General features: G+C 56.7%; 20 protein-coding genes and 1 tRNA gene. 5 read left to right on the top strand and 16 right to left on the bottom strand.

From position 1 onward, the window contains the following. The first annotated feature begins 40 nt into the window (after positions 1-40). Positions 41-1,684 carry an FMN-binding glutamate synthase family protein gene (locus ACZ5Q2_RS16645; RefSeq protein WP_061331709.1) on the top strand — a complete coding sequence of 548 codons (1,644 nt, stop codon included), beginning with the start codon at positions 41-43 and terminating at the stop codon, positions 1,682-1,684. Positions 1,685-1,795: 111 nt separating this feature from the next. Further along, positions 1,796-1,872: transfer RNA gene (locus ACZ5Q2_RS16650), tRNA-Pro, on the top strand. A 112-nt stretch (positions 1,873-1,984) separates the two neighbouring features. Here the strand turns inward: ACZ5Q2_RS16650 and ACZ5Q2_RS16655 are convergent. From ACZ5Q2_RS16655 to putA, 3 genes are all read right to left on the bottom strand, one after another. Continuing rightward, the gene (locus ACZ5Q2_RS16655; protein ID WP_106695996.1) at positions 1,985-2,440 is read right to left on the bottom strand and encodes a sn-glycerol-3-phosphate transporter; all 456 of its coding nucleotides are present in this window, start codon (positions 2,438-2,440) and stop codon (positions 1,985-1,987) included. Positions 2,441-2,508: 68 nt separating this feature from the next. Further along, positions 2,509-3,699 (bottom strand): MFS transporter, encoded by a 1,191-nt coding sequence (locus ACZ5Q2_RS16660; protein ID WP_082780530.1) that lies wholly within the window; start codon positions 3,697-3,699, stop codon positions 2,509-2,511. 273 nt (positions 3,700-3,972) lie between these two features. Beyond that, positions 3,973-7,602 (bottom strand): bifunctional proline dehydrogenase/L-glutamate gamma-semialdehyde dehydrogenase PutA, encoded by a 3,630-nt coding sequence (gene putA / locus ACZ5Q2_RS16665; RefSeq protein ID WP_061331708.1) that lies wholly within the window; start codon positions 7,600-7,602, stop codon positions 3,973-3,975. Between the two features lie 203 nt (positions 7,603-7,805). Between putA and ACZ5Q2_RS16670 the strand changes: the two genes are divergently transcribed. Together ACZ5Q2_RS16670 and ACZ5Q2_RS16675 are read left to right on the top strand one after the other, a co-directional pair. After that, positions 7,806-8,258: a winged helix-turn-helix transcriptional regulator gene (locus tag ACZ5Q2_RS16670; protein ID WP_061331707.1), complete on the top strand. Its 453-nt coding sequence runs from the start codon at positions 7,806-7,808 to the stop codon at positions 8,256-8,258. An 11-nt stretch (positions 8,259-8,269) separates the two neighbouring features. Then, positions 8,270-9,433 (top strand): glycerate kinase, encoded by a 1,164-nt coding sequence (locus ACZ5Q2_RS16675; protein WP_061331706.1) that lies wholly within the window; start codon positions 8,270-8,272, stop codon positions 9,431-9,433. On the opposite strand, the gene ACZ5Q2_RS16680 is transcribed toward ACZ5Q2_RS16675, so the two are convergent. After that, positions 9,419-10,060, bottom strand: a complete 642-nt coding sequence (locus ACZ5Q2_RS16680) for a Crp/Fnr family transcriptional regulator (protein WP_061331705.1) — start codon at positions 10,058-10,060, stop codon at positions 9,419-9,421. The two genes, ACZ5Q2_RS16675 and ACZ5Q2_RS16680, sit on opposite strands and share 15 nt — an antisense overlap. A 111-nt stretch (positions 10,061-10,171) precedes the next feature. Here ACZ5Q2_RS16680 and ACZ5Q2_RS16685 point away from each other — a divergent pair, with 111 nt between their 5' ends. Continuing rightward, entirely contained in the window at positions 10,172-10,360 is a 189-nt protein-coding gene (locus ACZ5Q2_RS16685) for a YgaP family membrane protein (protein WP_061331704.1), read from the top strand. Positions 10,361-10,451: 91 nt separating this feature from the next. On the opposite strand, the gene ACZ5Q2_RS16690 is transcribed toward ACZ5Q2_RS16685, so the two are convergent. The 12 genes from ACZ5Q2_RS16690 to ACZ5Q2_RS16745 form a co-directional block, all read right to left on the bottom strand. Beyond that, entirely contained in the window at positions 10,452-10,817 is a 366-nt protein-coding gene (locus tag ACZ5Q2_RS16690; protein WP_058093133.1) for a MerR family transcriptional regulator, read from the bottom strand. Continuing rightward, on the bottom strand, positions 10,798-11,100 hold the full coding sequence (gene ihfA, locus ACZ5Q2_RS16695) for an integration host factor subunit alpha (RefSeq protein WP_044386556.1): 303 nt from the start codon (positions 11,098-11,100) through the stop codon (positions 10,798-10,800). Before ihfA ends, ACZ5Q2_RS16690 begins: the two co-directional genes overlap by 20 nt. 3 nt (positions 11,101-11,103) lie before the next feature. Beyond that, entirely contained in the window at positions 11,104-13,476 is a 2,373-nt protein-coding gene (gene pheT, locus ACZ5Q2_RS16700) for a phenylalanine--tRNA ligase subunit beta (RefSeq protein WP_432210657.1), read from the bottom strand. Positions 13,477-13,548: 72 nt separating this feature from the next. Beyond that, on the bottom strand, positions 13,549-14,547 hold the full coding sequence (gene pheS / locus ACZ5Q2_RS16705; RefSeq protein ID WP_061331702.1) for a phenylalanine--tRNA ligase subunit alpha: 999 nt from the start codon (positions 14,545-14,547) through the stop codon (positions 13,549-13,551). 138 nt (positions 14,548-14,685) lie between these two features. Continuing rightward, a complete protein-coding gene (rplT, locus tag ACZ5Q2_RS16710; protein ID WP_022989373.1) occupies positions 14,686-15,039 on the bottom strand; it encodes a 50S ribosomal protein L20 in 354 nt (117 codons plus the stop codon). A gap of 50 nt (positions 15,040-15,089) precedes the next feature. Further along, a complete protein-coding gene (gene rpmI, locus ACZ5Q2_RS16715; RefSeq protein ID WP_007151842.1) occupies positions 15,090-15,281 on the bottom strand; it encodes a 50S ribosomal protein L35 in 192 nt (63 codons plus the stop codon). 94 nt (positions 15,282-15,375) lie between these two features. Continuing rightward, positions 15,376-15,921, bottom strand: coding sequence for a translation initiation factor IF-3 (gene infC, locus ACZ5Q2_RS16720; protein WP_082780529.1), 546 nt, complete (start codon positions 15,919-15,921; stop codon positions 15,376-15,378). Beyond that, positions 15,918-17,843 (bottom strand): threonine--tRNA ligase, encoded by a 1,926-nt coding sequence (gene thrS, locus ACZ5Q2_RS16725; protein ID WP_061331701.1) that lies wholly within the window; start codon positions 17,841-17,843, stop codon positions 15,918-15,920. Before thrS ends, infC begins: the two co-directional genes overlap by 4 nt. 151 nt (positions 17,844-17,994) lie before the next feature. Further along, positions 17,995-20,595 (bottom strand): TRAP transporter permease, encoded by a 2,601-nt coding sequence (locus ACZ5Q2_RS16730; RefSeq protein ID WP_061331700.1) that lies wholly within the window; start codon positions 20,593-20,595, stop codon positions 17,995-17,997. 81 nt (positions 20,596-20,676) lie between these two features. After that, positions 20,677-21,660 (bottom strand): TAXI family TRAP transporter solute-binding subunit, encoded by a 984-nt coding sequence (locus ACZ5Q2_RS16735; protein WP_061331699.1) that lies wholly within the window; start codon positions 21,658-21,660, stop codon positions 20,677-20,679. A 185-nt stretch (positions 21,661-21,845) separates the two neighbouring features. After that, positions 21,846-24,230, bottom strand: a complete 2,385-nt coding sequence (locus ACZ5Q2_RS16740; RefSeq protein ID WP_061331698.1) for an efflux RND transporter permease subunit — start codon at positions 24,228-24,230, stop codon at positions 21,846-21,848. Between the two features lie 46 nt (positions 24,231-24,276). Further along, positions 24,277-25,425 (bottom strand): WD40/YVTN/BNR-like repeat-containing protein, encoded by a 1,149-nt coding sequence (locus ACZ5Q2_RS16745; protein ID WP_227510119.1) that lies wholly within the window; start codon positions 25,423-25,425, stop codon positions 24,277-24,279. Positions 25,426-25,557: the final 132 nt, after the last annotated feature.

A 25,557-nucleotide genomic window follows, 5' to 3' on the forward strand; every position in this document is an offset into this window, starting at 1 on the left:
CTCAAATTTGTCCTGACCCATTCCAACCACCGAGGTATCCATGGCGAAAACCACCACCTTCCCGCTGCGCTACTCGGCCTATGTAATCAGCATTGCCGGTCTGATCATTTCCTTACCGATCACTTTGTGGGCAGGCGCTGGATACGTTATTCCATTGATTTTCGCTGGATTGACCACCCTGGGAACCTGGGACTTGCTCCAAAGAAGTCATACGGTAAGTCGCAACTATCCGATCATGGCGAACTTTCGCTACCTGTTTGAGTCCGTGGGGCCGGAAATCCGGCAGTACTTCATCCAGTCAGACACCGAAGAACGGCCATTCTCCCGGGAACAACGCACCATTGTTTACCAACGGGCCAAGAACGTACTCGATAAGAGACCGTTTGGCTCACAACTCGGCATGTATGAGGAGGGGTTCGAATGGATGAACCATTCCCTTACACCAAGCAAGTTGAGCTCCAGCGACTTCCGTATTGTGATCGGCAAGAACTGCGACAAGCCCTACAGCGCCAGCGTATTCAACATTTCCGCCATGAGTTTTGGCTCGCTGTCTGCCAACGCCATTCTCAGCCTGAATTCCGGTGCGCGCAAAGGCGGGTTCTACCACGACACCGGCGAGGGCTCTATCTCCCGTTACCACAGGAAGCCAGGCGGCGATCTGGTTTGGGAAATTGGTTCCGGCTATTTCGGCTGCCGACATCCAGACGGCAGCTTTAACCCGGATATGTTCCGGGAAAATGCCTGCATTGATCAGGTTAAAATGATAGAGGTCAAACTATCCCAAGGTGCCAAACCCGGCCATGGCGGCATTCTGCCCGGTGAAAAAGTAACCCAAGAGATTGCCGAAGCCCGAGGCGTTCAGGTGGGCGAAGACTGCGTATCTCCTGCCAGCCATTCCGCTTTTTCCAACCCGGTAGAGCTTCTGGAGTTTCTGGAGCAGCTTCGCGAACTCTCCGATGGCAAGCCGGTCGGTTTCAAACTGGCCATTGGTCACCCCTGGGAGTGGTTTGCCATTGTCAAAGCCATGCTGGCAACCGGCAAGAAGCCCGACTTTATTGTGGTAGACGGCGGTGAGGGAGGAACCGGTGCCGCACCCCTCGAGTTCATCAACCGGCTGGGCATGCCCATGACCGAAGCCCTGTTGCTGGTACACAACACCCTGGTAGGCACCAACCTTCGGGAAGACATCGCCATTGGCGCCGCCGGAAAGATCACCTCGGCCTTTAACATTGCCCGCACCCTGGCACTCGGTGCAGACTGGTGTAACGCCGCTCGCGGCTATATGTTTGCCCTGGGATGCATCCAGGCCCTTAACTGCCATACCGGACGCTGCCCCAGCGGGATAGCCACCCAGGACCCACGCCGGGGCAACAAACTGGACGTTCCCCTGAAAAGCGAACGGGTATTCAACTACCACAAGAACACGCTGGACGCCCTTCAGAACCTGCTGGAAGCATCTGGCCTGAAACACCCCTCCGAACTGGGCCCCGAGCATATTGTCCGGCGCGTCTCCAAAACGGAAATACATAGCTATCTGGACCTGTTCCCGTTTCTGGAACCCGGCGCCCTGCTGGAAGGCAAAACCGGCCTGACGGTATTCGACAAATACTGGGAAGAAGCCCGGCCCGATACCTTTGAGCCGCCGGAGTTCATCCTGAAACTGAGGGAAACCAAACTGAGGTAATCCTTTGGAGAAAATCACCAGCTCCCTGTTTATTTTTACCGTGGGCTGGTGTAGACTTCGCTCCCGCTAAGCCACTGAGATAAACCTCTTTTCTTGGTGGACCGCAGTTTACGGGGCGTAGCGCAGCTTGGTAGCGCACTTGCATGGGGTGCAAGGGGTCGTAGGTTCAAATCCTACCGTCCCGACCAGAATTCCCTACACAAAACCCGGGCCGAAAGGTCCGGGTTTTGTGTTTCTGGCGAACATATTCCGGAACAACTGAATGCCGACCTGAACGGTCAAGGAATCCTTGGTAGTTACCTAAAACTGCAAGCCGGTGGTAATCATCACTGCTGCGGCTCCCAGAAACGAAAGCTCTGAGGATACATGCTGCCCTCGAACCCCCACCGCAGGAATAATAGCGGGCGCTACGCCCAGGTGATTCAGCGGAATCTTATCCCGATACTCGCCCCGATACCCGTGCATCAGCCCACCGGTCACCTTGGCAAACACTGGCCCCGGCCCGAAATCAAAGTACCGGCCGGTGAAGACATACGCTGAACGCTGACTGAAGGAATTCAGAAAGCTTGCTCCGCCAACCACCCAGTCGTCCTCACGGGCATATTCCAGCGAGACCAGTTTCTGGTCATTGTTGTGTTCCGGTTTGGGATTGTGGTGGGTTGTGAAAACGCTGGTCTGCAGCAACCAGCGGGATTCATTGGCGTGCGCAGTATTGGCTGCGAGAACCACAATCAAGAAAATCAGTAATCTGGTCACGGAATAGCCCCTCATTTCTGCAGGCTGAATGGTAACCACCCGAGTACCGAAGTTCAATTTGCAAAGGATTACGGCTTGAACAGCTTTCGCCCTATGGGTAGCGCGGCGGCGATGGCAACACCGGAGGCGCCGAACGCCAGTGCGAAACCGCCCAACTCCAGCAGAAGGCCGAACATCAGCGGTGCCAGAAAGTGGATGGCGCGGTTGGCCATCAGTCGCATTCCCAGCGCACCGGAGCGCTTGGCGCGGTCAACCGACTCCGCAAGAATAACCATGGACAAAGGCTGGGTAAGTCCTGAGCCGATACCGACCAGCACCGCGAGCAATCCCATGACGACAACCTGTTCCGTTGCACCCAGAAGCGCGATACCTGCAGACACAGTGACCAGTGACAAAAACACCGTATTCACACGGCCGCCGGCGAGCTCGATGATCGACGCCATGAACGGACGAATCACCATGGACACCCCCGCCCTGAGGCTCACCAATATCCCGATGATCACCGGGCTGATTGCAAGGCTCTCCAGATAAACTGGAAGGTAACTGCCGTAAACACCGAGGGCAAACATGCCCAATACTGTCACCAGAACCGACAGCTGTACGCCGCGATTCGATTGCATCAAAGCCCACTGGGCCCGGAATCCTGCCTGCTTTCGAGTAACCTGAATGCGTTCAGTGGCCTGGCCGGTCAACCAGAATCCTACCACGCCGGCTACCAGCGCAAACGCTGCCATCACCAGAAACGCGTAGGCCGTTCCGCTGGCGCTCAGCAACAGCCCTGCCAGCAGAGGGCCGATCACCTGTCCGCCGGAAAGCCAGGTGGAGTACCAGCCAAAATACTTCTCAAGGCGCGGACCCGCGCCCAGGTTGGCAATAATGGTTTGTGCCGCCAGAACCATCTGGAGATGCGCCAGACCAACCAATAGCTGTCCCAGGACCAATCCACCAAAACCAGGCCAGAGGTGCATGGCCAGAAGCCCCGCCACCATCAAGCCGGCACCGGTTATCAGCGTTGCCCGACCACCGAAACGGCTGACCACCCCACCCAGCGGAATAGCCAGGGCCAGAGGTAACAGATACTGGGCACTCAGAACCGCACCAAGCACCAAGGGAGAGGCGCCCAGTTGCAAGCCGTAGACCGGTACCACGACGATTAGCATAGAGTAGACCACGAAACAGAGCGTCAGCGACAGGCAGACTGCGCAGAAGGTTTGAGTGGCTTCGGCTTCGGTGGTCTCTTTTGGTGCGGGCGTGTTCAATGGTGTTCCGGTAATGGGTGACGTGAACTCGGGAGTGGGTATGGTAGCTTGGGAATGGGGAGCTGGCTATGGGGTCTGGCTACGGGGTCTGTCCCCGAACGGGGACTGACCCCAAGCGCACCAGGTATCAGGGTTGGGAGATTGGCCTTGGTAAAAGTGGGTCAGTCCCCATACGGGGACTGACCCCAAACGCACCAGGTATCGGGGTTGGGAGATGGGCCGAGGTAAAAGTGGGTCAGTCCCCATTCGGGGACAGACCCTTGGGGACAGACCCTATTCAGCGGAGGCGATCAGGCTGGCGTTGCCGCCGGCGGCGGTGGTGTCTATGCACAGGTGCCGTTCGATCACGTAACGCTGGTCCAGTTTGTGCTCGGTGATGATGGGCAGCAACGCACCATCGCGCCGGGCGAGGGCCTGGCGATATTGCTTGAGCAGAGGCTTTTCGGCCACGCTGGTAATGGCGGCATAGCCCTCAAGCTGGGTCAGTGCATCCGGAGCGATCACGCCGTCGGCGGCCACTACCGGCAGGCCGGCTTTGATGGCATCCGCCAGGGCTTTTTCGGCACCAGGTGCAATCACAACCACCTTGTTGCCCTGTGACAACGCAGTGCCAGCCTGCTCTACCGCAGACTCCGCATCCGGCCCCAGGCACAAAATGGTGCCGCGGGCATGGCAGGACAGGTGGTTCTGTTCGCCGGTTGGTCCTGGCATTTCTTCATAGCCCAGATCCAGAGGCGCCGGTACGTTCTTGAACCAGGGGCGCAGAGCTTCTTTACGGCGATCCGCCGCCGGTACTTCGGCCTTTTCCAGCTTGTCGATCAGCTTCTGCACCTTGTCAGCCCCAAGCACCTTGTTGCTGGACTCCGACCGCTTGTGGACCACCTCCGCTCTCAGGAAGCGACGCACGTACTGCGGGCCGCCGGCCTTCGGGCCAGTGCCAGACAAGCCCTCGCCACCAAACGGCTGAGAGCCCACGATGGCGCCAATCTGGTTCCGGTTAACGTAGGTGTTGCCCACCTTGATTCGGCTGGCAATGTGCTCAATCCGGTTATCTACCCGGCTGTGAATGCCGAAGGTCAGGCCGTAACCCTTGGCGTTCACCGCATCCACAACCTTGTCGATGTCTTTGGCTTCAAACGTAGCCACGTGCAGAACCGGACCAAAGATTTCCTCTTCCAGTTCCTCAATGCCACTCACCTGAAGCACCGCAGGGGAAACGAACAGGCCTTTCTCGGGCACCTTGATCTTCTTCAGCAGCTTGCCTTGCTGCTCGAACTTCTGGCAATGATCGTTGATTTTCTTGCGGGCATTCTCATCGATCACCGGGCCAACGTCCGTAGACAGCAGCCAGGGGTCGCCAATGCCCAGCTCTTCCATGGCGCCATAGAGCATTTCCAGCAGGTTGTCGGCGATGTCTTTCTGCACGTACAACATACGCAGAGCAGAACAGCGCTGGCCAGCGCTCTGGAATGACGACGCCAGAACGTCGCGCACCACTTGCTCGGGCAAGGCGGTGGAATCCACGATCATGGCATTCAGACCACCGGTTTCCGCCACCAGTGGAGCGTCCGGCTCCATGTGCTCGGTCATGGCTTTGTTGATGCGCTGGGCAGTCATGGTAGAACCGGTGAAGCACACACCATTCACCCTGGCGTCGGAGGTCAAACCAGCACCCACGGTGGCACCGGTGCCCGGCAGCAACTGGATAGCCGCCTTGGGAATGCCCGCCTGGTGCATCAGTTCAACCGCCCGTACCGCCAGCAGTGAGGTCTGCTCCGCCGGCTTGGCGACCACCGCATTGCCTGCCGCCAGGTTCGCCAGGATCTGGCCGGTAAAGATGGCCAGCGGGAAGTTCCAGGGGGAAATACAACAAACCACGCCAAGGGCCTCGCCCGCGTCTTTGTACCGGACACCTTCGTTGGCGTAGAACATCGCAAAATCCACCGCCTCACGAATCTCCGCCACCGCGTCCAGCAGGGATTTACCGGCTTCCCGGGTGGTCAGGGCAAAGAGCTCGTGTACGTTCTCTTCATACAGGTCGCCTACCTTGCGGACCAACTCGGCGCGATCCTCTGCCGACAAAGCTGACCACTGCTTGAATCCGTCTTGGGCAGCGTCCAGGGCAGCAGACACGTCCGCCTCGGAGGCGTAGGTAATGTGGCCGACCAGATCATCCGGGTTGGCCGGATTGCGCACCTCAACCACTTCATCACTGGCGGGCTCAACGGCCAATACCGGACCGCCGTGCCATTGATGGCTCTTGTAACGATTGCGGCCCTCGTCGATTTCCTCAACGGTTACCGGGTCGGTGATGTCCCAACCTTTGGAATTACGGCGTTGCTCACCAAAGAGCTTCGACGGATGCACAATCGCCTTGCTGGACAAGTTGTGCCCCAGAGTCTTCACCACATCAATCGGGTCTTTGGCAATCTCTTCCGGAGTGATACTGGTGTCCACAATCTGGTTCACGAAAGAACTGTTGGCACCGTTCTCAAGCAGGCGGCGCACCAGGTACGCCAGCAGATCTTTGTGGGCACCAACGGGAGCATAGATCCGGCAAGGTACACCGCTGTCCTCCAGCACCTGATCGTGCAGGGATTCACCCATGCCGTGTAACCGCTGGAACTCAAACTTGTCGCGACCCAGGCCTTTTGCCAACTCCAACACCGCAGAGACGGAATGGGCGTTGTGGGTGGCAAACTGGGGGTAAATCCGGTCTGTCATGCCCAGCAACTGCTTGGAACACGCCAAATACGACACATCGCTGCAGGCCTTGCGGGTAAACACCGGGAAGTCTGACAACCCCATCACCTGGGCCCGTTTAATTTCGGCATCCCAATAGGCACCCTTCACCAGCCGCACCATGATCCGGCGGTCCAGTTTCTCAGACAGTGCATAGAGCCAGTCCAGCGTCTGGGACGCCCGCTTGGCAAAGGCCTGGACCACCACGCCAAAACCGTCCCAGCCTTTCAGTGACGGTTCCGACAGAATCGCTTCAATCACATCCAGGGACAGGTCGAGCCTGTCCTGCTCTTCCGCGTCAATATTGAACCCCATATTGGCCGCTGCGGCCTTCTGGGCCAGTTTCAGGGCCCGGGGCATCAACTCGTTCATCACCCGCTCTTTGTTACCGTACTCATAGCGGGCCAGCAGTGCGGACAGTTTTACCGAAATACCCGGATTGGTGCGCACATCACCTTCGCAGCGCTTGCTGATGCTGTCGATAGCATCGGAGTACGCCTGGTAGTAACGCTGGGCGTCGGCATCGGTACGGGCAGCCTCACCCAGCATGTCATAGGAATAGGTGTAGCCTCTTGCTTCCTGGGCCTTGCCACGCTCCTGCGCTTCTTCGATATCCCGGCCCAACACGAACTGTCGGCCCATTTCTTTCATGGCCTGCCCCGCCACGGTACGAACTACCGGCTCGCCAAGGCGCTTGACCAGTTTGCGCAGGGTATCCCCCACGCTCTGGCGCTCGGAGTCCTTCAACAGGTTACTGGTCATCAACAAGGCCAGGGTGGCCGAATTGATCAGTCCGGATTTGGCCTTGCCCACGTGGGCGCCCCAGTTACCGGATGTAATTTTGTCTTCGATGAGATCGTGGATGGTCAGGTTGTCCGGAACCCGCAACAGCGCCTCGGCCAGACACATCAAGGCCACGCCCTCTTTGGTGGTCAACCCGTACTCGGAAAGGAATTTTTCCATAATGGTCGGGCGGGCACTGCCACGGACGCTGCGAACCAGATCGGCCGCCCGGGCAGAGATCGCCACCCGAGCGTCATCGGAGAGCTGAGCCTCAGCAATCAATCGATGAATAACCTCATACTCGTCCGCCAGGTAGTTGGCACGGATGGCCTTGCGAATGTTATGAAGCTCTGGCGTCATGGATTGCTGTGGACTCATGGGGGATACCCTCCTGCTTATTGGAATACTGTCCGCATTTTAACGAAGCCGCTATATACTATTTACCTATTCAGGTCGAAATTGGTTTACCTTTTTCCTTTTTTGGATTGAAATTACAGAATCATTACCCCTAATTCAGGCCAAGAACAGGAATTATTACCTGGGCACAAAAAACAGACCGACTTTCTAAAAGGATAGCAGCCATGGCGGATCTGGACAGGATTGACCTCTCGATCATCCGGGAACTACAGAAGAACGGCCGCATAACCGTGACAGACCTTGCCTCCCGGGTAGGCCTCTCCAAGACTCCCTGCCAGATCCGGATGCGGCGCCTGGAGGAGCAGGGCTACATCACCGGCTACAGCGCCATGGTTAACCAGACCAAGCTTGGCTTGTCGCACGTAGCTTTTGCCCAGGTCACCCTGAACGACACCAGCAGCAAGGCGCTGGCGGCGTTCAACACGGCGGTTCGGCAAATCTCCGCAGTTGAGCAATGCCATATGATGGCTGCCAACTTCGACTACCTTCTTAAAGTCAGAACCAAAAACATGGCCGAGTACCGGCAAGTGCTTGGCGAACAGATCTCCAGCCTGCCCCATGTGCTGCAAACCAGCACCTTTGTAGTAATGGAAAGCGTTAAAGACCGCGGCCTGTGAGGAACCCTCCAATGTCGACGAACAAATCCTGCACTTTACGAGTGGTCATCGCCCCCGATTCATTCAAGGAATGCCTGGCCGCCGAACAGGTGGCCCAGGCGATTGCCCGGGGCTGGCGACTCGCAGCTCCGGATGATCAGCTTGTGACGGTGCCGCTGGCCGATGGCGGTGAAGGCACCACCCGGGCGCTGACGGAAGCCCGTCAGGGGCAGCTTCACACTGTAAAGGTCACCGGGCCAATGGGTGAACCCGTCTCGGCTCACTACGGCCTGGTTAATGAGGGAGAGATTGCCATTGTTGAAGTTGCCGAGGCCAGCGGCTTGCACTGCGTGCCCGCCAGTAGCCGAAATGCCCTGACAGCGTCCAGCGTTGGTACCGGTGAGCTGATACTGGCTGCCCTTGAGCACAAACCCAAAACCCTGATCATGGGCCTGGGCGGCAGCGCCACCACCGATGGTGGCGCTGGCATATTGCAAGCCCTCGGGGCACGTCTTCTGGATCACGGTGGCCACCCCATACCGGGCGGCGGTAACGGCCTGGCAGAACTGGCCAGCCTGGACCTGGCCCCTGCTCTGGAGCGATTGGCCGGAGTAAACCTGGTTGTGGCCTGCGACGTCAACAACCCTCTGTTGGGGCCGAATGGCGCGGCAGCGGTGTTCGGGCCGCAGAAAGGCGCTGACTCCCGGCAAGTGGTGGAGCTGGATCGCAATCTGGGGCACTTTGCCCGCCTGGTGGAACAGCAAGGAATGGATATTGCCAGTTTTCCGGGCAGTGGCGCAGCGGGTGGAATAGGCGGCATGGTTGCGGGTATTCTGGGGGCGGAACTACGCCCGGGTATAGAGCTGGTGATGGAAACCGTGGAGCTGGAAAGCCATCTGGCCCAAGCGGACCTGGTGATCACTGCCGAAGGGGCGATTGACTCCCAGAGCGCCTACGGCAAAACCCCTGCCGGCGTTGCTTCGCTGGCAAAAAAATACGGTGTTCCGGTGATTGGCTTGGCAGGGAAACTGGGGGCGGAACTGGGAGAATTGCACCGCCTCGGGTTGTCTGCTGCCTTTTCCATTACCCCTGCACCGATGGAACTGCAGGAGGCCTACACCCAGGCCGCCGATAATCTGGAAACAACCGCAGGGCAGCTGGCACGACTGGTGCACAGCGTTTCAGGCAGGCGCTAGCTTATCGGCAAGCCCCGTCAGCTCAATCTTGCCGCGGGCCAACCTGACCTGATCCTGCCGCTCCAGCTCCTTCAGCAGGCGGCTGACCACTTCTCTAGCCGTGCCCAGCTCAATCCCCAGCTCCTGATGGGTAATGGCCAGCACCCGCTGGCCATGACTCGCCCGCGCCAGCAACCACTCTTCCAGGCGCTCATCCATCCGGCGAAACGCCACCTCCTCCACCAGCAACATGAGATCGTCGAGGCGCTTTCCGTAAGACTCCATAATCGCCAGCCGAAACTCGGCGGACTGGTCCATCAGCCGGTCAAAAAGCCTTCGAGGGATGATCGCCGCTTCCGCCTCTTCCTCAACGATGGCCTCGGCCCGGTAGCCACGGCCGGTCATCAGGCAGCCAATCGACAAGGTGCATATATCATCAGCACCCATCCGGTACAACACGATGCCCTGCCCGGAAACGCCGGTCATCTGGACCTTGATGCTGCCATCAAGCACCAATGGCAGCCCCCGGCAATGCTCCCCGGCGCTGAAAAGCACCTTCCCTGGAGGAAATCGCATAACACTGATCGACGTCAGCGTGTCTTTGCGCAGGCTTTCGTTAAGGGTTTCCAGAATACTGTGTTTCGCCATTAATGGCTCCGGACGAATAATCTTGGTTGGCTGTGTGACTTTATCACTGAACGCTCGTCGCCGCAGGCCTATAGTGCCAGCATCGCCCGACATCAAACAGGAGAGACAAAGATGACGGTAAACATGGGTTCAGCGGACCGGATTATTCGCGCCATTGTCGGCATTGTTCTGATTGCCCTGGTGTTTGTAGGGCCACAAACGGCCTGGGGCTGGATTGGTGTGGTGCCCCTGGCCACCGCTGCCATTGGCAACTGCCCCGCCTATTCCCTGCTGGGGATCAAAACCTGCAAGACCAAATAGGCAGAAAGCGCACGCCAGAAAGCATAAAGGCCGGAGTGGGTACCCACTCCGGCCTTTCATCAACGGCTTACACTGCGTTCCCCGAGGCAACTTACCGGGCGGGGGAATTCAGCACATCCAGTACCTCTTCCAGCTCGGTGATCATTTGCCGGATCAGCTGCTTGTACTGGGAGGTGTCGTCTTTGACTTCCGAGCTGCTCAGCTTCTGCTTGGCACCACCGATGGTGTAGCCCTGATCGTACAACAGGCTACGGATCTGACGAATGGTGATCACATCCGCCCGCTGGTAGTAACGACGATTGCCCCGGCGCTTGACCGGCGACAACTGGGGAAACTCCTGTTCCCAATAGCGCAATACGTGGGCTTTTACAGCACACAAATCGGCCACTTCACCAATCGTGAAATAGCGTTTCCCCGGAATGGCGGGGAGCTCGTTGTTATGACTCGGTTCCAGCATACGCTTCTACTTTCTGCTTCAGTTTCTGACCTGGTCGAAACGTAACTACGCGTCGTGCACTGATGGGAATTTCTTCACCCGTTTTCGGGTTCCGTCCCGGGCGCTGCTTCTTGTCCCTGAGATCGAAGTTGCCAAATCCCGACAACTTAACCTGCTCGTTGTGGCTGAGTGCGCCTCTGATTTCGTCGAAGAAAGCTTCTACCATTTCCTTGGCCTCACGCTTGTTAAGACCTAACTCCTCGTACAAGCGCTCTGCCATGTCCGCTTTCGTCAAAGCCGCCATTTCTCAACTCCTCAGTGTTGCCCCCAGCTCTTCTTTCAAGGCATCAATAACGCCGTTGAAGAGCGAATGCACTTCATCTTCATTGAGCGTGCGTTCGGGATGCTGCCAGAACAGGCTGAGCGCCAGGCTTCGGTTGCCTTCACCCAGGCTTTCGCCTTCATAGACATCAAACACACGCAACGCCGTAAGGTGTTCACCAGCATGCCTCCTGGCCACATGCTCAACCTGGGCGAACGCCACATCGCTCCCGATAATAATAGCCAAATCCCGCCGAACTTCCGGAAATTTTGAAATATCTTTGAAATTAGGCACATATCCGGTAACGATCGAATTCAAGAATAGCTCAAACATCAGGATCGTGCCATTAAGTTCAAGATTTTTCTGAACTTGTGGGTGCAACGTGCCCAACCAGCCCACATGTTCACCGTCACGCAACAATTCAGCGGTCTGGCCCGGGTGCAGCGCCGGATGCTGGCTGGCGATGAACTGAATCTCGATACCCAGCACACGGAACAAGCTTTCCAACTCTCCTTTTACATCAAAGAAGTCCGCTGTTCTGCGACCGTTTACCCAGTTTTCCGGTACCTGATTGCCCACCACCACACCGGCTAGCATCGGCTGCTGGTCGATCTCACCGTCATTTTTCTCAAACCTGAGACCGGTTTCAAACAGACGGATGCGGGGCTGCTGGCGGTTCTGGTTGTGCACTACTGTCTTCAACAGGCCGCTCCACAGGGTGGTACGCATCACTGACAAATCCGCCGAAATCGGATTGGCCAGAGCAATGCCTTCCCGCTCTGGATCGATCAGCTGTTGTACCTTCGGATCAACAAAGCTGTAGGTAACTGCTTCCTGGTAGCCCTGCGCCACGAAGAAGTTGCGAATGGCCGACAACGGCCGTACCGCCTCTTCCCTCGCCCGCAAGCCAAGGGAGCCCGTTGGCTCGGTCACCGGCAGGTTGTTGTAACCGAAGATACGACCGACTTCCTCGATCAGGTCTTCTTCGATGGAAATGTCCGGGCGGAAGCTGGGCACACTGATGCGCCAGCCGTCTTTCAGTAACTTGTCGATATGCAGACCAAGACGAGACAGGATTTCTTCCACCGTGGTGCGGTCAATCGCCAGGCCCAGCACATCGGCCAGGCGTTTTTCCCTCAGATCGATCACTCTCGCTTTCGGCAAGTGCTCTTGGCTTGCCACTTCCACGATTTCTCCGGGCTCGCCACCAACAATGTCCATCAGCAGGCGCGTTGCCCGCTCCATGGCATCGCGAGCCAGTTGGTAATCAACACCACGCTCAAAACGGTGGGAGGCATCGGTGTGCAAACCATATTCGCGGGCCTTACCCGCCAGGGTAATGGGGTCGAAATAGGCCGACTCCAGCACCAGGTCCCGGGTTTTCGGGCTCACCCCGGAGTGCTCCCCACCCATAACGCCGGCAATGGCAATCGGTTTCTGGTGGTCCGCAATCAGGAGGGTTTCCGGAGTCAATTCAACTTCCTGACCATCCAGCAGCACCAGTTTTTCGCCTGCCTTGGCCATACGCACAATGATACCGCCACTGATCTCGTCACGGTCGAAGGCGTGCATGGGCTGGCCCAGTTCCAGCATCACGTAGTTGGTGACATCCACTGCGGCATCAATGGACCGGATACCGGAACGGCGCAGCTTTTCCTGCATCCACAAGGGTGTTTCCGCCTGCAGATTTACGTTTCGCAGAACGCGCCCCAGGTAACGGGGGCAACCTTCCGGCGCCTCTACGCGGATATCCGGCACTTCCGAATGCACCGCTTCCACCGGAGCAATGTCTGGTGCCTCTACCAGCAGGCTGTTCAGAACACCCACTTCCCGGGCCAACCCCTTGATGGACAAGCAATCACTGCGGTTCGGAGTGAGGTCAACATCAATGGCGATGTCGTTGAGCTTCAGGTAATCCGCTACGTCCTGACCAACCGGCGCATCAACAGGCAATTCCATCAGGCCATCGTGACTTTCAGACAGCGCCAGTTCGGATTCGGAGCAGAGCATGCCTTCGGAAGGCTGGCCACGCAGCTTGGCCTTCTTGATCTTGAAGTTACCGGGCAACACCGCACCAACCACCGCAAACGGCACTTTCAGGCCGGCGCGCACATTGGGAGCGCCACAAACCACCTGAACGGTATTGGTCCCGTCACTCACCTGACACACACGCAGCTTGTCAGCATCCGGGTGGGGTTCGGTAGAAAGCACTTCGCCAACCACCACACCGCTGAATTCACCGGCCACCGGCTCAAAGCCATCCACTTCCAGCCCGGCCATGGTGATCTGGTCCATCAATTCCTGGGATCCAAGGTTCGGGTTAACCCACTCGCGCAGCCACTGTTCACTGAATTTCATCGTTCTTGCCTTGTCCTGATGCGGTTTATGCGGTTGATTCTGAGCTCTGCGTACGTCGTCCTGCCCTTGGGCTTAACGGAACTGACGCAGGAAACGCAGGTCGTTTTCGAAGAACATGCGCAGATCTTTCACGCCGTAGCGGAGCATGGCCAGGCGTTCAACGCCCAGACCAAAGGCAAAGCCACGATATTCTTCGGCATCAATACCGCAATGCTCGAACACTTTCGGGTGCACCATGCCGCAGCCCATCACTTCCAGCCACTTGATGCTGCCGTCTGCTTCCCGGCCCCACTCGATATCCACCTCCGCGGAGGGCTCGGTGAACGGGAAATACGACGGACGAAAACGTACTTTCAGATCACGCTCGAAGAACACCCGCAGGAATTCTTCCACCGTGCTTTTCAGATCCGCAAAGCTGACGTTCTTCTCAACCAGCAACCCCTCCACCTGGTGGAACATGGGGGTGTGAGTCATATCCGAATCGCAGCGGTACACGCGGCCCGGGCAGATCATCCGGAATGGCGGCTTGCCGGCTTCCATGGTACGGATCTGAACCGGAGAGGTATGGGTCCGCAGCAGAGTGCCGGGATTGAAATAGAAGGTATCGTGCATGGCACGGGCCGGGTGATGCCCGGGAATGTTCAGCGCTTCGAAGTTATGGTAGTCATCTTCGATTTCTGGCCCCTGCTCCACGCTGTAACCGGCGCGGGCAAAGATCTCTTCAATACGCTGCAGGGTGCGGGTGACCGGGTGCAAGCCCCCCAGGTCCTGGCCACGGCCGGGCAAGGTCACATCAATGGATTCGCTGGCCAGCTTCGCCTCTATGGCGGCTGTCTCAAGATCTGCCCTGCGCGCATTGATAGCTTGCTCAACCTGCCCCTTGGCTTCATTGATCTTCTGGCCGGCGGCAGGACGCTCCTCCGCAGAGAGTTTACCCAGGGTTTTCGCCTGCTGGGTGATCACCCCCTTCTTGCCGAGGTATTCCACGCGAATTTGATCAAGTGCCTGAAGGTCGCTCGCGTTTTCTACCGCGTTCAACCCGTCCTGAACCAGTTGCTCCAGGTTTTCCATTGACCCTGCTCCAAACCAGAAATGGGGTAGGTTAAAACAAAAATAGGGGAAGAGCGTGCCCTTCCCCTATCAGAGGGTGCATTCACGATGACATGAAGCACCCGGATCGATCAGTCATCGATGAAAGAGCTTAAGCGATCACAGGGATGCTTTGGCCTTCTCAACCACAGCGGCAAACGCCTGCTGCTCGTTCATGGCCAGATCAGCCAGAACCTTACGATCGATTTCAACATTCGCCTTCTTCAGGCCAGCGATCAGACGGCTGTACGACAGGCCGTTTGCACGGGCGCCAGCGTTGATACGGGCAATCCACAGAGCGCGGAAAGCGCGCTTACGGTTGCGACGGTCACGGTAGGCGTACTGACCAGCCTTGATAACCGCCTGCTTGGCAACGCGGAATACACGACTACGAGCGCCGTAGTAACCCTTGGCCTGCTTGAGAATCTTCTTGTGACGACGACGTGCTACCACGCCACGCTTTACACGAGCCATACTTTAATCCTTCTACCTTTACTTTCTAAGGAACGTTTCGCGCGGCTGGATCAGCACGCGGTCATGCGCTTGATAGATGCAACATCCGACTTGGCGATGAGCTTGGTGCCGCGCAGCTGACGCTTACGCTTCGGGCTCTTCTTGGTCAGGATGTGACTGGTGAAGGACTGCTTGTGCTTGAAGCCGGTGGCGGTCTTCTTGAACCGCTTGGTAGCTCCGCTTTTGGTTTTCATCTTCGGCATTTTTAAAACTCCGCATTCTATTATGAATAAAAACAACTGTGCCCCTGAACGACAAATCCCCCGCCGCTGCGGGGGACCCGTGCTGGGATCAGGTTCACTTCTTCTTGCGGGGAGCCACGATCATGGTCATCTGCCGGCCTTCCATTTTCGGCCGCATCTCAACCGTTGCAAGTTCTTCGATGTCGGTTTCAATCCGAGCCATGAGTTTCATACCAATTTCCTGGTGTGCCATCTCACGGCCGCGGAACCGAATCGTGATCTTGCCGCGATCCCCGTTCTCAAGGAAACGTACCAGGTTGCGTAGTTTGACCTGATAATCCCCTTCTTCCGTTCCTGGTCGGAACTTCAGCTCTTTGACCTGCGTCTGCTTCTGCTTTTTCTTGGCAGCCGCCTTGGCCTTTTTCTCTTCAAAAATTTTCTTGCCGTAGTCCATTATCTTACAGACGATCGGATCGGAATCCGTAACCTGCACCAGATCAAGGGTGGCTTCTTCCGCCATGCGGATCGCGTCCTCGATGGGTACTATCCCGACCTGATTGCCTTCGGCATCAATCAGACGGACTTCAGTTGCGTCAATGTTCTCATTGATAGGCGCTTTTGGAGTACGCCCACCCCGATTCGTTCGCTGTTTAATAATCAGATCTCCGTTTTGTTTCTGCCTTTTCGGTCGACGTCAGCTGCAAGCAGCTGTTCAAACTCGTCGACAGACATGGTGCCCAGATCTTCGCCTTTGCGAGTTCTTACTGCAACGGCGTTGTTCTCGATTTCTTTATCGCCAACAACGATCAGGTAGGGAACCTTGTTAAGAGTATGCTCGCGGATTTTAAAGCCGATCTTCTCGTTTCTCAAGTCAGCATTAACCCGATAACCCAAAGAATCCCACTTTTTGGCCAGATTCTGACAATAATCACGCTGGTTATCGGTAATATTCAGCACCGCAACCTGTGTCGGAGCAAGCCACGTGGGGAATGCGCCTTCGTATTCTTCGATCAGTATACCGATAAACCGCTCAAAAGACCCGAGAACCGCCCGATGCAGCATAACGGGAGTTTTCCGCTCGGAATTATCGGCCACATATTGGGCACCCAGGCGGCCCGGCATTGAGAAATCTACCTGAATGGTACCACACTGCCACACCCGGCCGAGACAGTCCTTCAAGGAATACTCAATTTTGGGACCATAGAAGGCACCCTCACCCGGCAACAACTCCCAATCAACCCCCTCGCGGTTCAGGGCTTCTTCAAGGGCAGCCTCCGCCTTGTCCCAGACCTCATCCGAACCTACGCGCTTCTCCGGACGAGTGGACAATTTGTACAGAATCTCGGTAAAACCGAAGTCCTCGTATACTTCGTGCAGCATTTTCATGAACGCCGACACTTCTTCCTGGATGGCGTCTTCTTCACAGAAGATGTGGGCATCATCCTGAGTGAATCCACGCACCCGCATCAGGCCATGAAGAGCCCCGGAGGCTTCATTTCGGTGGCATGAGCCGAACTCTGCCAGGCGCAGCGGAAGGTCCTTGTAGCTTTTCAGACCCTGATTGAACACCTGTACGTGGCACGGGCAGTTCATGGGCTTGATGGCGTAATCGTGCTTCTCGGACTCGGTGGTGAACATGCCATCCTTGAACTTGTCCCAGTGCCCGGATTTCTCCCAGAGCGTGCGTGACACCACCTGCGGTGTCTTGATTTCCTTGTAACCATGCTGGTGCTGTTTGCCCCGCATGTACTGCTCAATCTCCTGGTACAGGGACCAACCATCCGGATGCCAGAACACCATGCCGGGGGCTTCTTCCTGCATGTGGAACAGGCCAAGCTTCTTGCCAATCTTGCGGTGGTCCCGCTTTTCGGCCTCTTCCAGGCGATGCAGGTAGGTTTTCAGGTCTTTCTTGTTGCCCCAGGCGGTCCCGTAGATACGCTGCAACTGCTCGTTGCTGGTATCACCGCGCCAGTAGGCACCCGCCACCTTGGTCAGCTTGAAGGCTTTCAGCTTCCCGGTACTGGGCACGTGAGGACCACGGCAAAGATCAATGAAATCACCCTGGCTGTAGAACGAGAGATCTTCTTCACCGGGGATATCCTCGATGATCCGAACCTTGTATTCCTCACCCATTTTTTCAAACAGTTTGACCGCTTCCTCCCGGGACATGATGGAACGGGAGACCGGCAGGTCCTGTTTGGCGAGTTCTTCCATACGCTTTTCGATGCGCGCCAGGTCTTCGTTGGTAAACGGGCGCTCGTATTTGAAGTCGTAGTAGAAACCGTTTTCGATCACCGGCCCGATGGTTACCTGGGCGCCGGGGAACAGATCTTGTACCGCCATGGCCATAAGGTGTGCCGTGGAGTGGCGAATCACGTCTACGCCGTCTTCATCGCGCTCGGTTACGATGGCCAGATCCACATCGTTTTCGATCAGGTAGCTGGTATCCACGAGTTTGCCATTCACTTTTCCAGCCAGGGCGGCCTTGGCAAGGCCTGCACCAATATCGGCGGCCACATCATGAACGGTAACGGGTTCGGCAAAACTGCGATGACTGCCATCCGGCAGGGTAACGACGGGCATGATTCTCTCCTGATGGTTTCTCAGCGGTGATCTATACCAAAGATCACATGGTGGCCGGGCTCCGTGATACAAACCACGGGCCGGTTTGAGGGCGAGTCTAACAGAAAAAAACCCGGCAGCAACGCCGGGTTTTTACTAAGTGCCATGAGCTTTACGCCGTTTGAGGTGATGCGTCCTCCCTTGCTTTGCGCTTGAGCTGGCCAAACGCCACCAATCCAAGCAACAACAGCGCGGGAATAAACATCAATTCCCTCGGTGGCCGGTCGAGCTTTGCCTGAACTGCTTCGATATTCCAACCAAACTCAATACCGGCATCTTCCGCAGCGCTGCCAAAATCCACAAAATTCACCGCCAGCACGTCACCCTGATCGGACACGTCCAAACCGACGGCTGAGAGCCGTTCCTCCGCTGACCCACCAGCCGGAATATCGAGCTGAACATAAGTGGTCACGTCACTGCCATCCAGCCCCATGCCCGATACCCGGAAAACCGTTGTGTCATCAACCGGCACCGTCTCGACGTACTCCATAATCGCACTGCCCTGCCGCTCTTCATAAGGCGGATAGATCATGTCCCACCAGAACCCGGGCCGGAACAAGGTGAAGGTAATCAACAGCAACAGCAGGCTTTCCCACTTGTAGCTGCGGGTAAACCAGAAACCCTGTGTCGCGGCGGAGAACACGAGCATGGCCGTTACCGCGCTGGCCACGGTAATCAGCAGGTCGACCCACCCGGTCAGGCCAATCAGCAACAACTGGGTGTTGAAGATAAACATGAACGGCAGGATGGCGGTACGGATATCGTAGGTAAAACCCTGAATACCCGTTCGGATGGGGTCTGCGCCCGAGATAGCCGCCGCCGCGTAGGCGGCCAGACCCACGGGCGGCGTATCATCCGCCAGTATCCCGAAATAGAACACAAACAGGTGAACCGCAATAAGCGGCACGAGCAAGCCATTCTGGGCGCCGAGGGTAACGATGACCGGCGCCATCAGTGTCGATACCACGATGTAATTAGCCGTGGTGGGCAAGCCCATCCCCAGTATCAGGCTGATCACTGCGGTGAAGATGAGCATTAACAGCAGATTCCCCCCGGAGAGGAACTCTACAAACTCTGTCATCACCAACCCGATGCCGGTGAGGGTTACTGTGCCAACCACGATGCCAGCGGTGGCCGTGGCAACACCAATGCCCACCATGTTGCGAGCGCCGGTGGCCAAAGAGTGCGCCAGATCAACAAAGCCACTGACAAACTCACGGAGCACCTGGCCGCGGCTGCGGAAAAGTGTTTTCAGCGGGCGCTGTGTTATCACGATAAAGATCATGAACAGGGTCGCCCAGAACGCAGACAACTGCGGCGAAAAGCGCTCTACGGTGAGGCACCAGACAAGCACCACCACAGGCAGGAGATAATAAAGGCCGGTTTTGACGGTGGGGCCCACCTCAGGCAATGCGCCCATCGCCTTTTCGGGATCATCGACTTCCAGCTCGGGAAACCGGGTGGCATAGCCAACCAGACCCACATAGACCGCAACAAGCAGCGGCCCAAGCACCCAGGGCGCCGCCTCGCCAAGAACATCCTTGGTCCAGCCCACACCATAGTAAACCGCAAAGGTGAGCACAATCAGGCCGATCAGAATCACCACCCAATTCAGCATTCGCTGTGCCAGGGAGGGACGGTTCGGCCGCTCCATGCCTTCCATCTTCAGCTTGCAAGCTTCAAGGTGAACAATGTAAATCAATGCCACGTAGGAAATCAGAGCCGGCAGAATGGCGTGCTTGATCACTTCCAGGTAAGAAATGCCCACGTATTCAACCATCAAAAACGCGGCAGCGCCCATGATAGGCGGTGTGAGCTGCCCATTGGTGGACGCAGCAACCTCGACAGCACCCGCTTTGGTAGCCGGAAAGCCAACACGCTTCATCAGCGGGATGGTAAACGTGCCCGTGGTGACCACATTGGCAATCGATGAGCCAGAAATAACACCACTCAAACCACTGGACACCACCGCAGCTTTCGCCGGGCCACCACGCATATGGCCAAGCATGGCGTAGGCCACCTTGATGAAGTAGTTGCCGGCTCCGGCACGTTCAAGCAACGCACCAAAAAGTACGAATAGAAACACAAAGCTGGTGGATACACCCAACGCCACCCCGAAAACACCTTCGGTACCCAGCCATTGATGAGACGCCAGCTTGTTGAGGCTGACACCCTTATGGGCAATGACATCCGGCATGTAAGGGCCAGCAATCGAGTAAGTGATGAACACCGCCGCTACAATGGTCAGCGGCAGGCCAAGGGCCCGCCGAGTGGCCTCAAGCAACAACACCAGGCCACTGAGCGCAACCCACAGATCCATGGTAATCGGCGCACCCGGACGGGTAGAAAGTTCGTTATAGAACACGAAAAGGTAAGATGCGGAGAAAGCAGCCGCAAGCGCCAGCACCCAGTCGTAGACTGGCACTTTGTTGACATGAACCCCTTTGATCATGGGGAAAGCAGAGAAGGCCAGGAAAACCGCAAAGGCCAGATGAATGGAGCGGGCTTCCGTGGAATTGAAAATACCGAAGTTCAGAATGAACGGTAGCGGTGATGCAATCCAGAGCTGAAACAAAGACCAGCAAAGGGGCACGATAAACAGGATGACAGATGCCGGTCCGGTGAGAGCCCTGCCTCCGGTTTCTGTCTGCAACAGCTGATCGACCTTGGCGGCGTCAACACCCGCCCCGGTACCGGGGTCGTTCTTCGCCATAGAATGTACCTGTGATGGGAGATAACCTGGTTGGAATCAGCAGGGCGGGCCGGACGCCCACCCTGCCGGCGACGTGCCGGATCAGTCGATCAGGCCAGCCTCACGATAGTACTTGGCGGCACCCGGATGCAGAGGCGCACTCAGGGCGTCAGAGACCATCTCTTCCTTCTTCAGGTTACCGAACGCAGGATGCAGGCGCTTGAAGCTGTCAAAGTTCTCAAAGACCGCTTTAACCACTTCATAAACCACATCGTTTGCCACATCGGTTGATGACACAAAGGTTGCTGCCACACCGAAAGTGGTTACGTCCTGGTCAGACCCACGGTACATTCCACCCGGAATAACCGCCTTCCGGTAGTACGGGTTGTCGTCAATCAGTTTCTTGCTGGCCGCGTTATCCACGTTTACCAGGACACTGTCGCAGGAGGTGGTGGCTTCCTTGATGGCACCGGAGGGGTGGCCAACGGTGTAGAAGAAAGCATCAATGTTGCCATCACACAGAGCCTGGGACTGCTCCGCCGCCTTGATTTCCGCCGCCAGGGCGAACTTGTCCATACCCCAGCCCATTTCGTTCATCAGAACCTCGGCGGTGGCACGCTGACCGGAGCCCGGGTTGCCTACAGATACCCGTTTGCCTTCAAGGTCTTCAAAGGTCTTGATACCGGAGCCTTTGCTCGCCACTACGGTGAACGGCTCAGGGTGCAGAGAGAAGACGGCGCGAAGTTTTTCGTTTTTTCCGGCATCTTCAAACTGGCTGGTACCGTTGTAGGCGTGGAACTGCCAATCGGACTGGGCCACCGCCAGATCAAGCTCACCACCGCGAATCGCGTTCAGGTTGTACACGGAGCCACCGGTACTCTCGACCGAACAGCGAATACCGTGTTCTTTTCGGTCCATATTCACCAGACGGCAGATAGCACCGCCGGCAGGGTAGTAAACACCGGTCACGCCGCCAGTACCAATGGTCACGAAGCGCTGTTCCTGTGCGGAAACGGCTGTCGATGCGGCCCCTAGGCTCACGGCGGCAGCAACGGCAAACGCGGACGCTTTCAGTTTTAGTGTCATGTGTGCTCTTCCTTCTCTTCTTGGTCTTTATTGTCAGTTGCCCGGCTCAAAGTGCGGGCAAACATCCCGGTCGTCTAAGAACATAGACCACTTCGGGCCATAAATAAAGAATGCATTAGCTCGCTAACCGTCTGACCCAGCAACAAAAAAGCCCGCGAGTGCGGGCTTTTTTGCAGTTCTGGCGATTATTTCGCCGCTCTTGCCTTGGCAAGCATTTTGTCCGGGCGCAACAGGAAGCGCGCCAACGCAGGCAGCAACCAAATGGCGCCCACCATGTTCCAGAGGAACATGAAGAACAGCAGGAAGCCCATATCCGCCTGGAACTTGATCGGCGAGAAGATCCAGGTCACCACACCAAGACCCAGAGTCACACCGGTGAAGATAACCGCCTTACCGGTTGAGCGCAGAGTCTCGTAATAAGCATCCTGGAGCGTCTTGCCCTCCAGCAGGAACTTCTCAAGCTTGCTGTAGATATAGATACCGTAGTCGACACCGATACCTACCCCCAATGCGATCACCGGCAGGGTCGCCACTTTGATACCAATACCCGAGACCGCCATGATTGCCTCACACAGGATGGAGGTCAGGCCCAACGGAATCACGATACAGGCCACCGCGCGGATCGACCGGAACGTCAGGAAACACAGCAAGCTCACCACGCTGTAGACCAGCAGCAACATGATGTCCTTGGCATTGGCAATAACTTCGTTGGTAGCGGCCTCAATACCGGCGTTACCTGCGGCGAGCAGGAAAGTGTGCTCGTCGTTGTTGAAGTTATCGGCAAACTCCTCAACACGGTCAACCACGGTCTGCAGGGTTTCCGCCTTGTGGTCTTCCAGGAACACCAGCACCGGCGTCAGATCACAGGTGGTGTTGATCAGGCCTGCCGGGGCCTCACGAATGGAAGCGTTGATGATGGTCTGGTTACGGGAGATCTCGTACCACTTCCAGCTACCCTCGTTCAGGGCCTTGGTCACCATCTTGGAAACATCCGCCAGGGAAGCAGAGCTCTGCACACCCGGGGTGTTCTGCAGCTCCCACTGCAGGCGATCCATCGCACGCAATACGTTGTACTGGGTGCACTGCTCTTCCTGGGTTTTCACCATCACCACCAGGACGTCAGCACTGGTGGAGTAATTGTTGATGATGAAGGAGTTATCCTTATTGTAGCGGGAATCCGGGCGCAGCTCCGGCGCACCCTCGTCCAGGTCACCAACCTTCAGGTCCTGCTTGTAGTAAAGACCCAGGCCAAGACCAATCACCGCAATCAGCAGGGAAATCGGCGCAACACCCGGATGAGAGAAGTACGACATGACCCGCCATTTGCGGTCCTGTTTTTCCCCGTGATTCTGCACATGCCGGACACCACCCTTCGAGATACCGATGTAAGACATGATCAGTACATGCAGCACCAGGTTGGTGATGATCACGAACGCCACACCCAGGCCGGCCGCAATAGCCAGATCCCGGATTACGTCGATTTCGATAAACACCAGGGTCAGGAAGCCGAAGGCATCGGAAATCAGGGCCAGCATGCCCGGAATATACAGGGCCCGGAACGCGAGCCTGGCTGAGGTAATGGCATCGAACCCTTTGCCTGCTTCAACCGCCATGGCGTTGACAATCTGAACGCCGTGACTGATACCGATCGCAAAGACCAGGAAAGGAACCAGCACCGAGTATGGGTCCAGCCCGTAGCCCAGCAGCTTGAGAGTACCGAGCTGCCAGAACACGGCAATAATCGACGTGAACACCGGCACCAGGGTGCCCGCAATGCAGCGGGAGTACCAGAACAACAGCAGCGTGGTCAGCAGGATGGTGATCCCCGCAAACCAGGCAATGGAGGCAATACCCTCAATCAGATCACCCACTTTCTTGGCGAAACCGACAATGTGGATATTGACGTTAGGATTTTCCGCTCCGTACTTATCGCGAATCTTTTCTTCGAGCTGTCGTGAGAACTCACCATAATCCAGCGCTTCGCCGGTTTCCGGGTTCTTCTCGTACAGTGGCGCGTAAACGATGGTGGAACGGAAGTTATCGGAAATCAGGCGCCCTACTTCGTTGGAACGCAGGATATTCTGACGTAATTGCTCCAGGCTTTCACGGGAACCGTCGTAGCCATCAGGAATGACCGTACCACCCTGGAAGCCCTGTTCTGTTACCTCTACCCAGCGTACGTTGGAAGTCCACAGGGACTTGAGGCCGGAACGGTCTACCCCATTCAGGTAAAAGACCTCGTCAGTAATCTGCTGCAGGGTTTCCATGTACTCGGCGGTAAAGATATCGCCTTCTTCCACGGCCACCGCAATCCGGACAAAGTTACCCAGGTTCTCCAGATCGTCCCGATGCTCGAGCATATTGACGATGTAAGGATGCTCAAGCGGAATCATCCGCTCAAAGCTCGCGTCTGGCTGAATCTTGACAGCGTTGTAGCCAAGGAACAGCGTCAGAATGAAAAACGCAACCAGGATCGGTGCCCGGTTATTGAAAATCAGCCGCTCGAGAAACGGCTCCGCCTTTGGCGTTGTCAGGTAATGTTCACCCCTGTCGTGCATCGGGTTAGACATTAAAAAGCCCCTCTATCCATTAATCTGTTGATGCCACACCAGGGCGTTAATTCGGATTCCGACCACGAGCGTCGGTGAACTTGACACCGCCCTCGCCAACCAGAAGAAGATTGGTTCCTTGCAGGGGAACAACGGCCATCACACCTTCCCGATCGTTCCGGAAGTACACCCGGAAGCTCTCGCCGCCATTGGTACTCATAAGCACGGCGCCACCATTGCCCACCAGGGTAATCCTGCCGTCATCTGCAACCGCACCGTTATTAATGGTTGCACCGCCCTCGTTGGGAACCACCGTCCAGCTGCGGCCAAGGTCGGTCGAGCGGAAGGTGTTGCCCCGCAGACCAAACGTCAACACTTCGTTAACCTGGCCAGTACCCATAACCCCAAACAAAGACCCCTCATAGGGGCTTTCACGGCGTTCCCAGGTATCGCCACCGTCCACCGACACATGGATCTGCCCGGCTTCACCAACCGCTACCAGGGCACCACCGGTAACCTGAGTGATGCTATTGAGGTGAAAGTTCTGAGGATTATCCAGGTTCGGCGCCCAGTCTTCCCAGTTTTCGCCGCCGTCCTGGGTTCTCAGGATCATGCCGTAAGCACCTACCACAAACCCGTGGCTGTCATCTTCAAACCAGACATCCAGGAACGGGTTTACCGGCCCGACATCCTGGTCTGCCTGCATGTTCTCAAGAGTAAAGAACAGGTCGTCAAGCGCCCACTCCAGATCCGCTTTCTCATCGTCTTCAGCCTGTTCGATCTGTTCTTCCAGTTCGGCAATTTGAGACTGCTTGCTTTCAATAGCCAGGGTTGAAGCCTGATTACCGTCCAGCTGCAAGGTCCAGTTCTCTCCACCGTCCGACGAATGCAACACCACGCCGCTATGACCAACCGCCCAGCCGTGCTGTTCGGTGCCAAAATCCACGGCGTTGAGTGTCAGGGACACGGGAACAGCGCCCTGAACCCAGGTGTGTCCCTCATCGTCCGAGAAGATCACATGCCCACGCTCTCCAACGGCAACAATCCGCTCACCAGCACGCGTTGCGTCATTCAGCAACGATTCCGGCGCCAGCAGTGTCGGGCGGGAAGGAGTTTCAAGAATATCTGGCACCGCAAATGCCGCGGGGGCTGCCAGTACCATGGAGAACCCCAGACAGGCAGACCCCAGTGTCTCGCATATGAACCTATTAGCCATTCAAATTGCCTTTACGTTGATTGTATCTTGTTGCGTTATCCCTGAGCCTCGCAGAAGCACAAACAAACCGGCAGCCATAAGGCCGCCGGTATATCTGGCACTACTACTGCCACTCCGGGATCAGACTGTGCG

The sequence above is a fragment of the Marinobacter alkaliphilus genome, assembly GCF_055394375.1.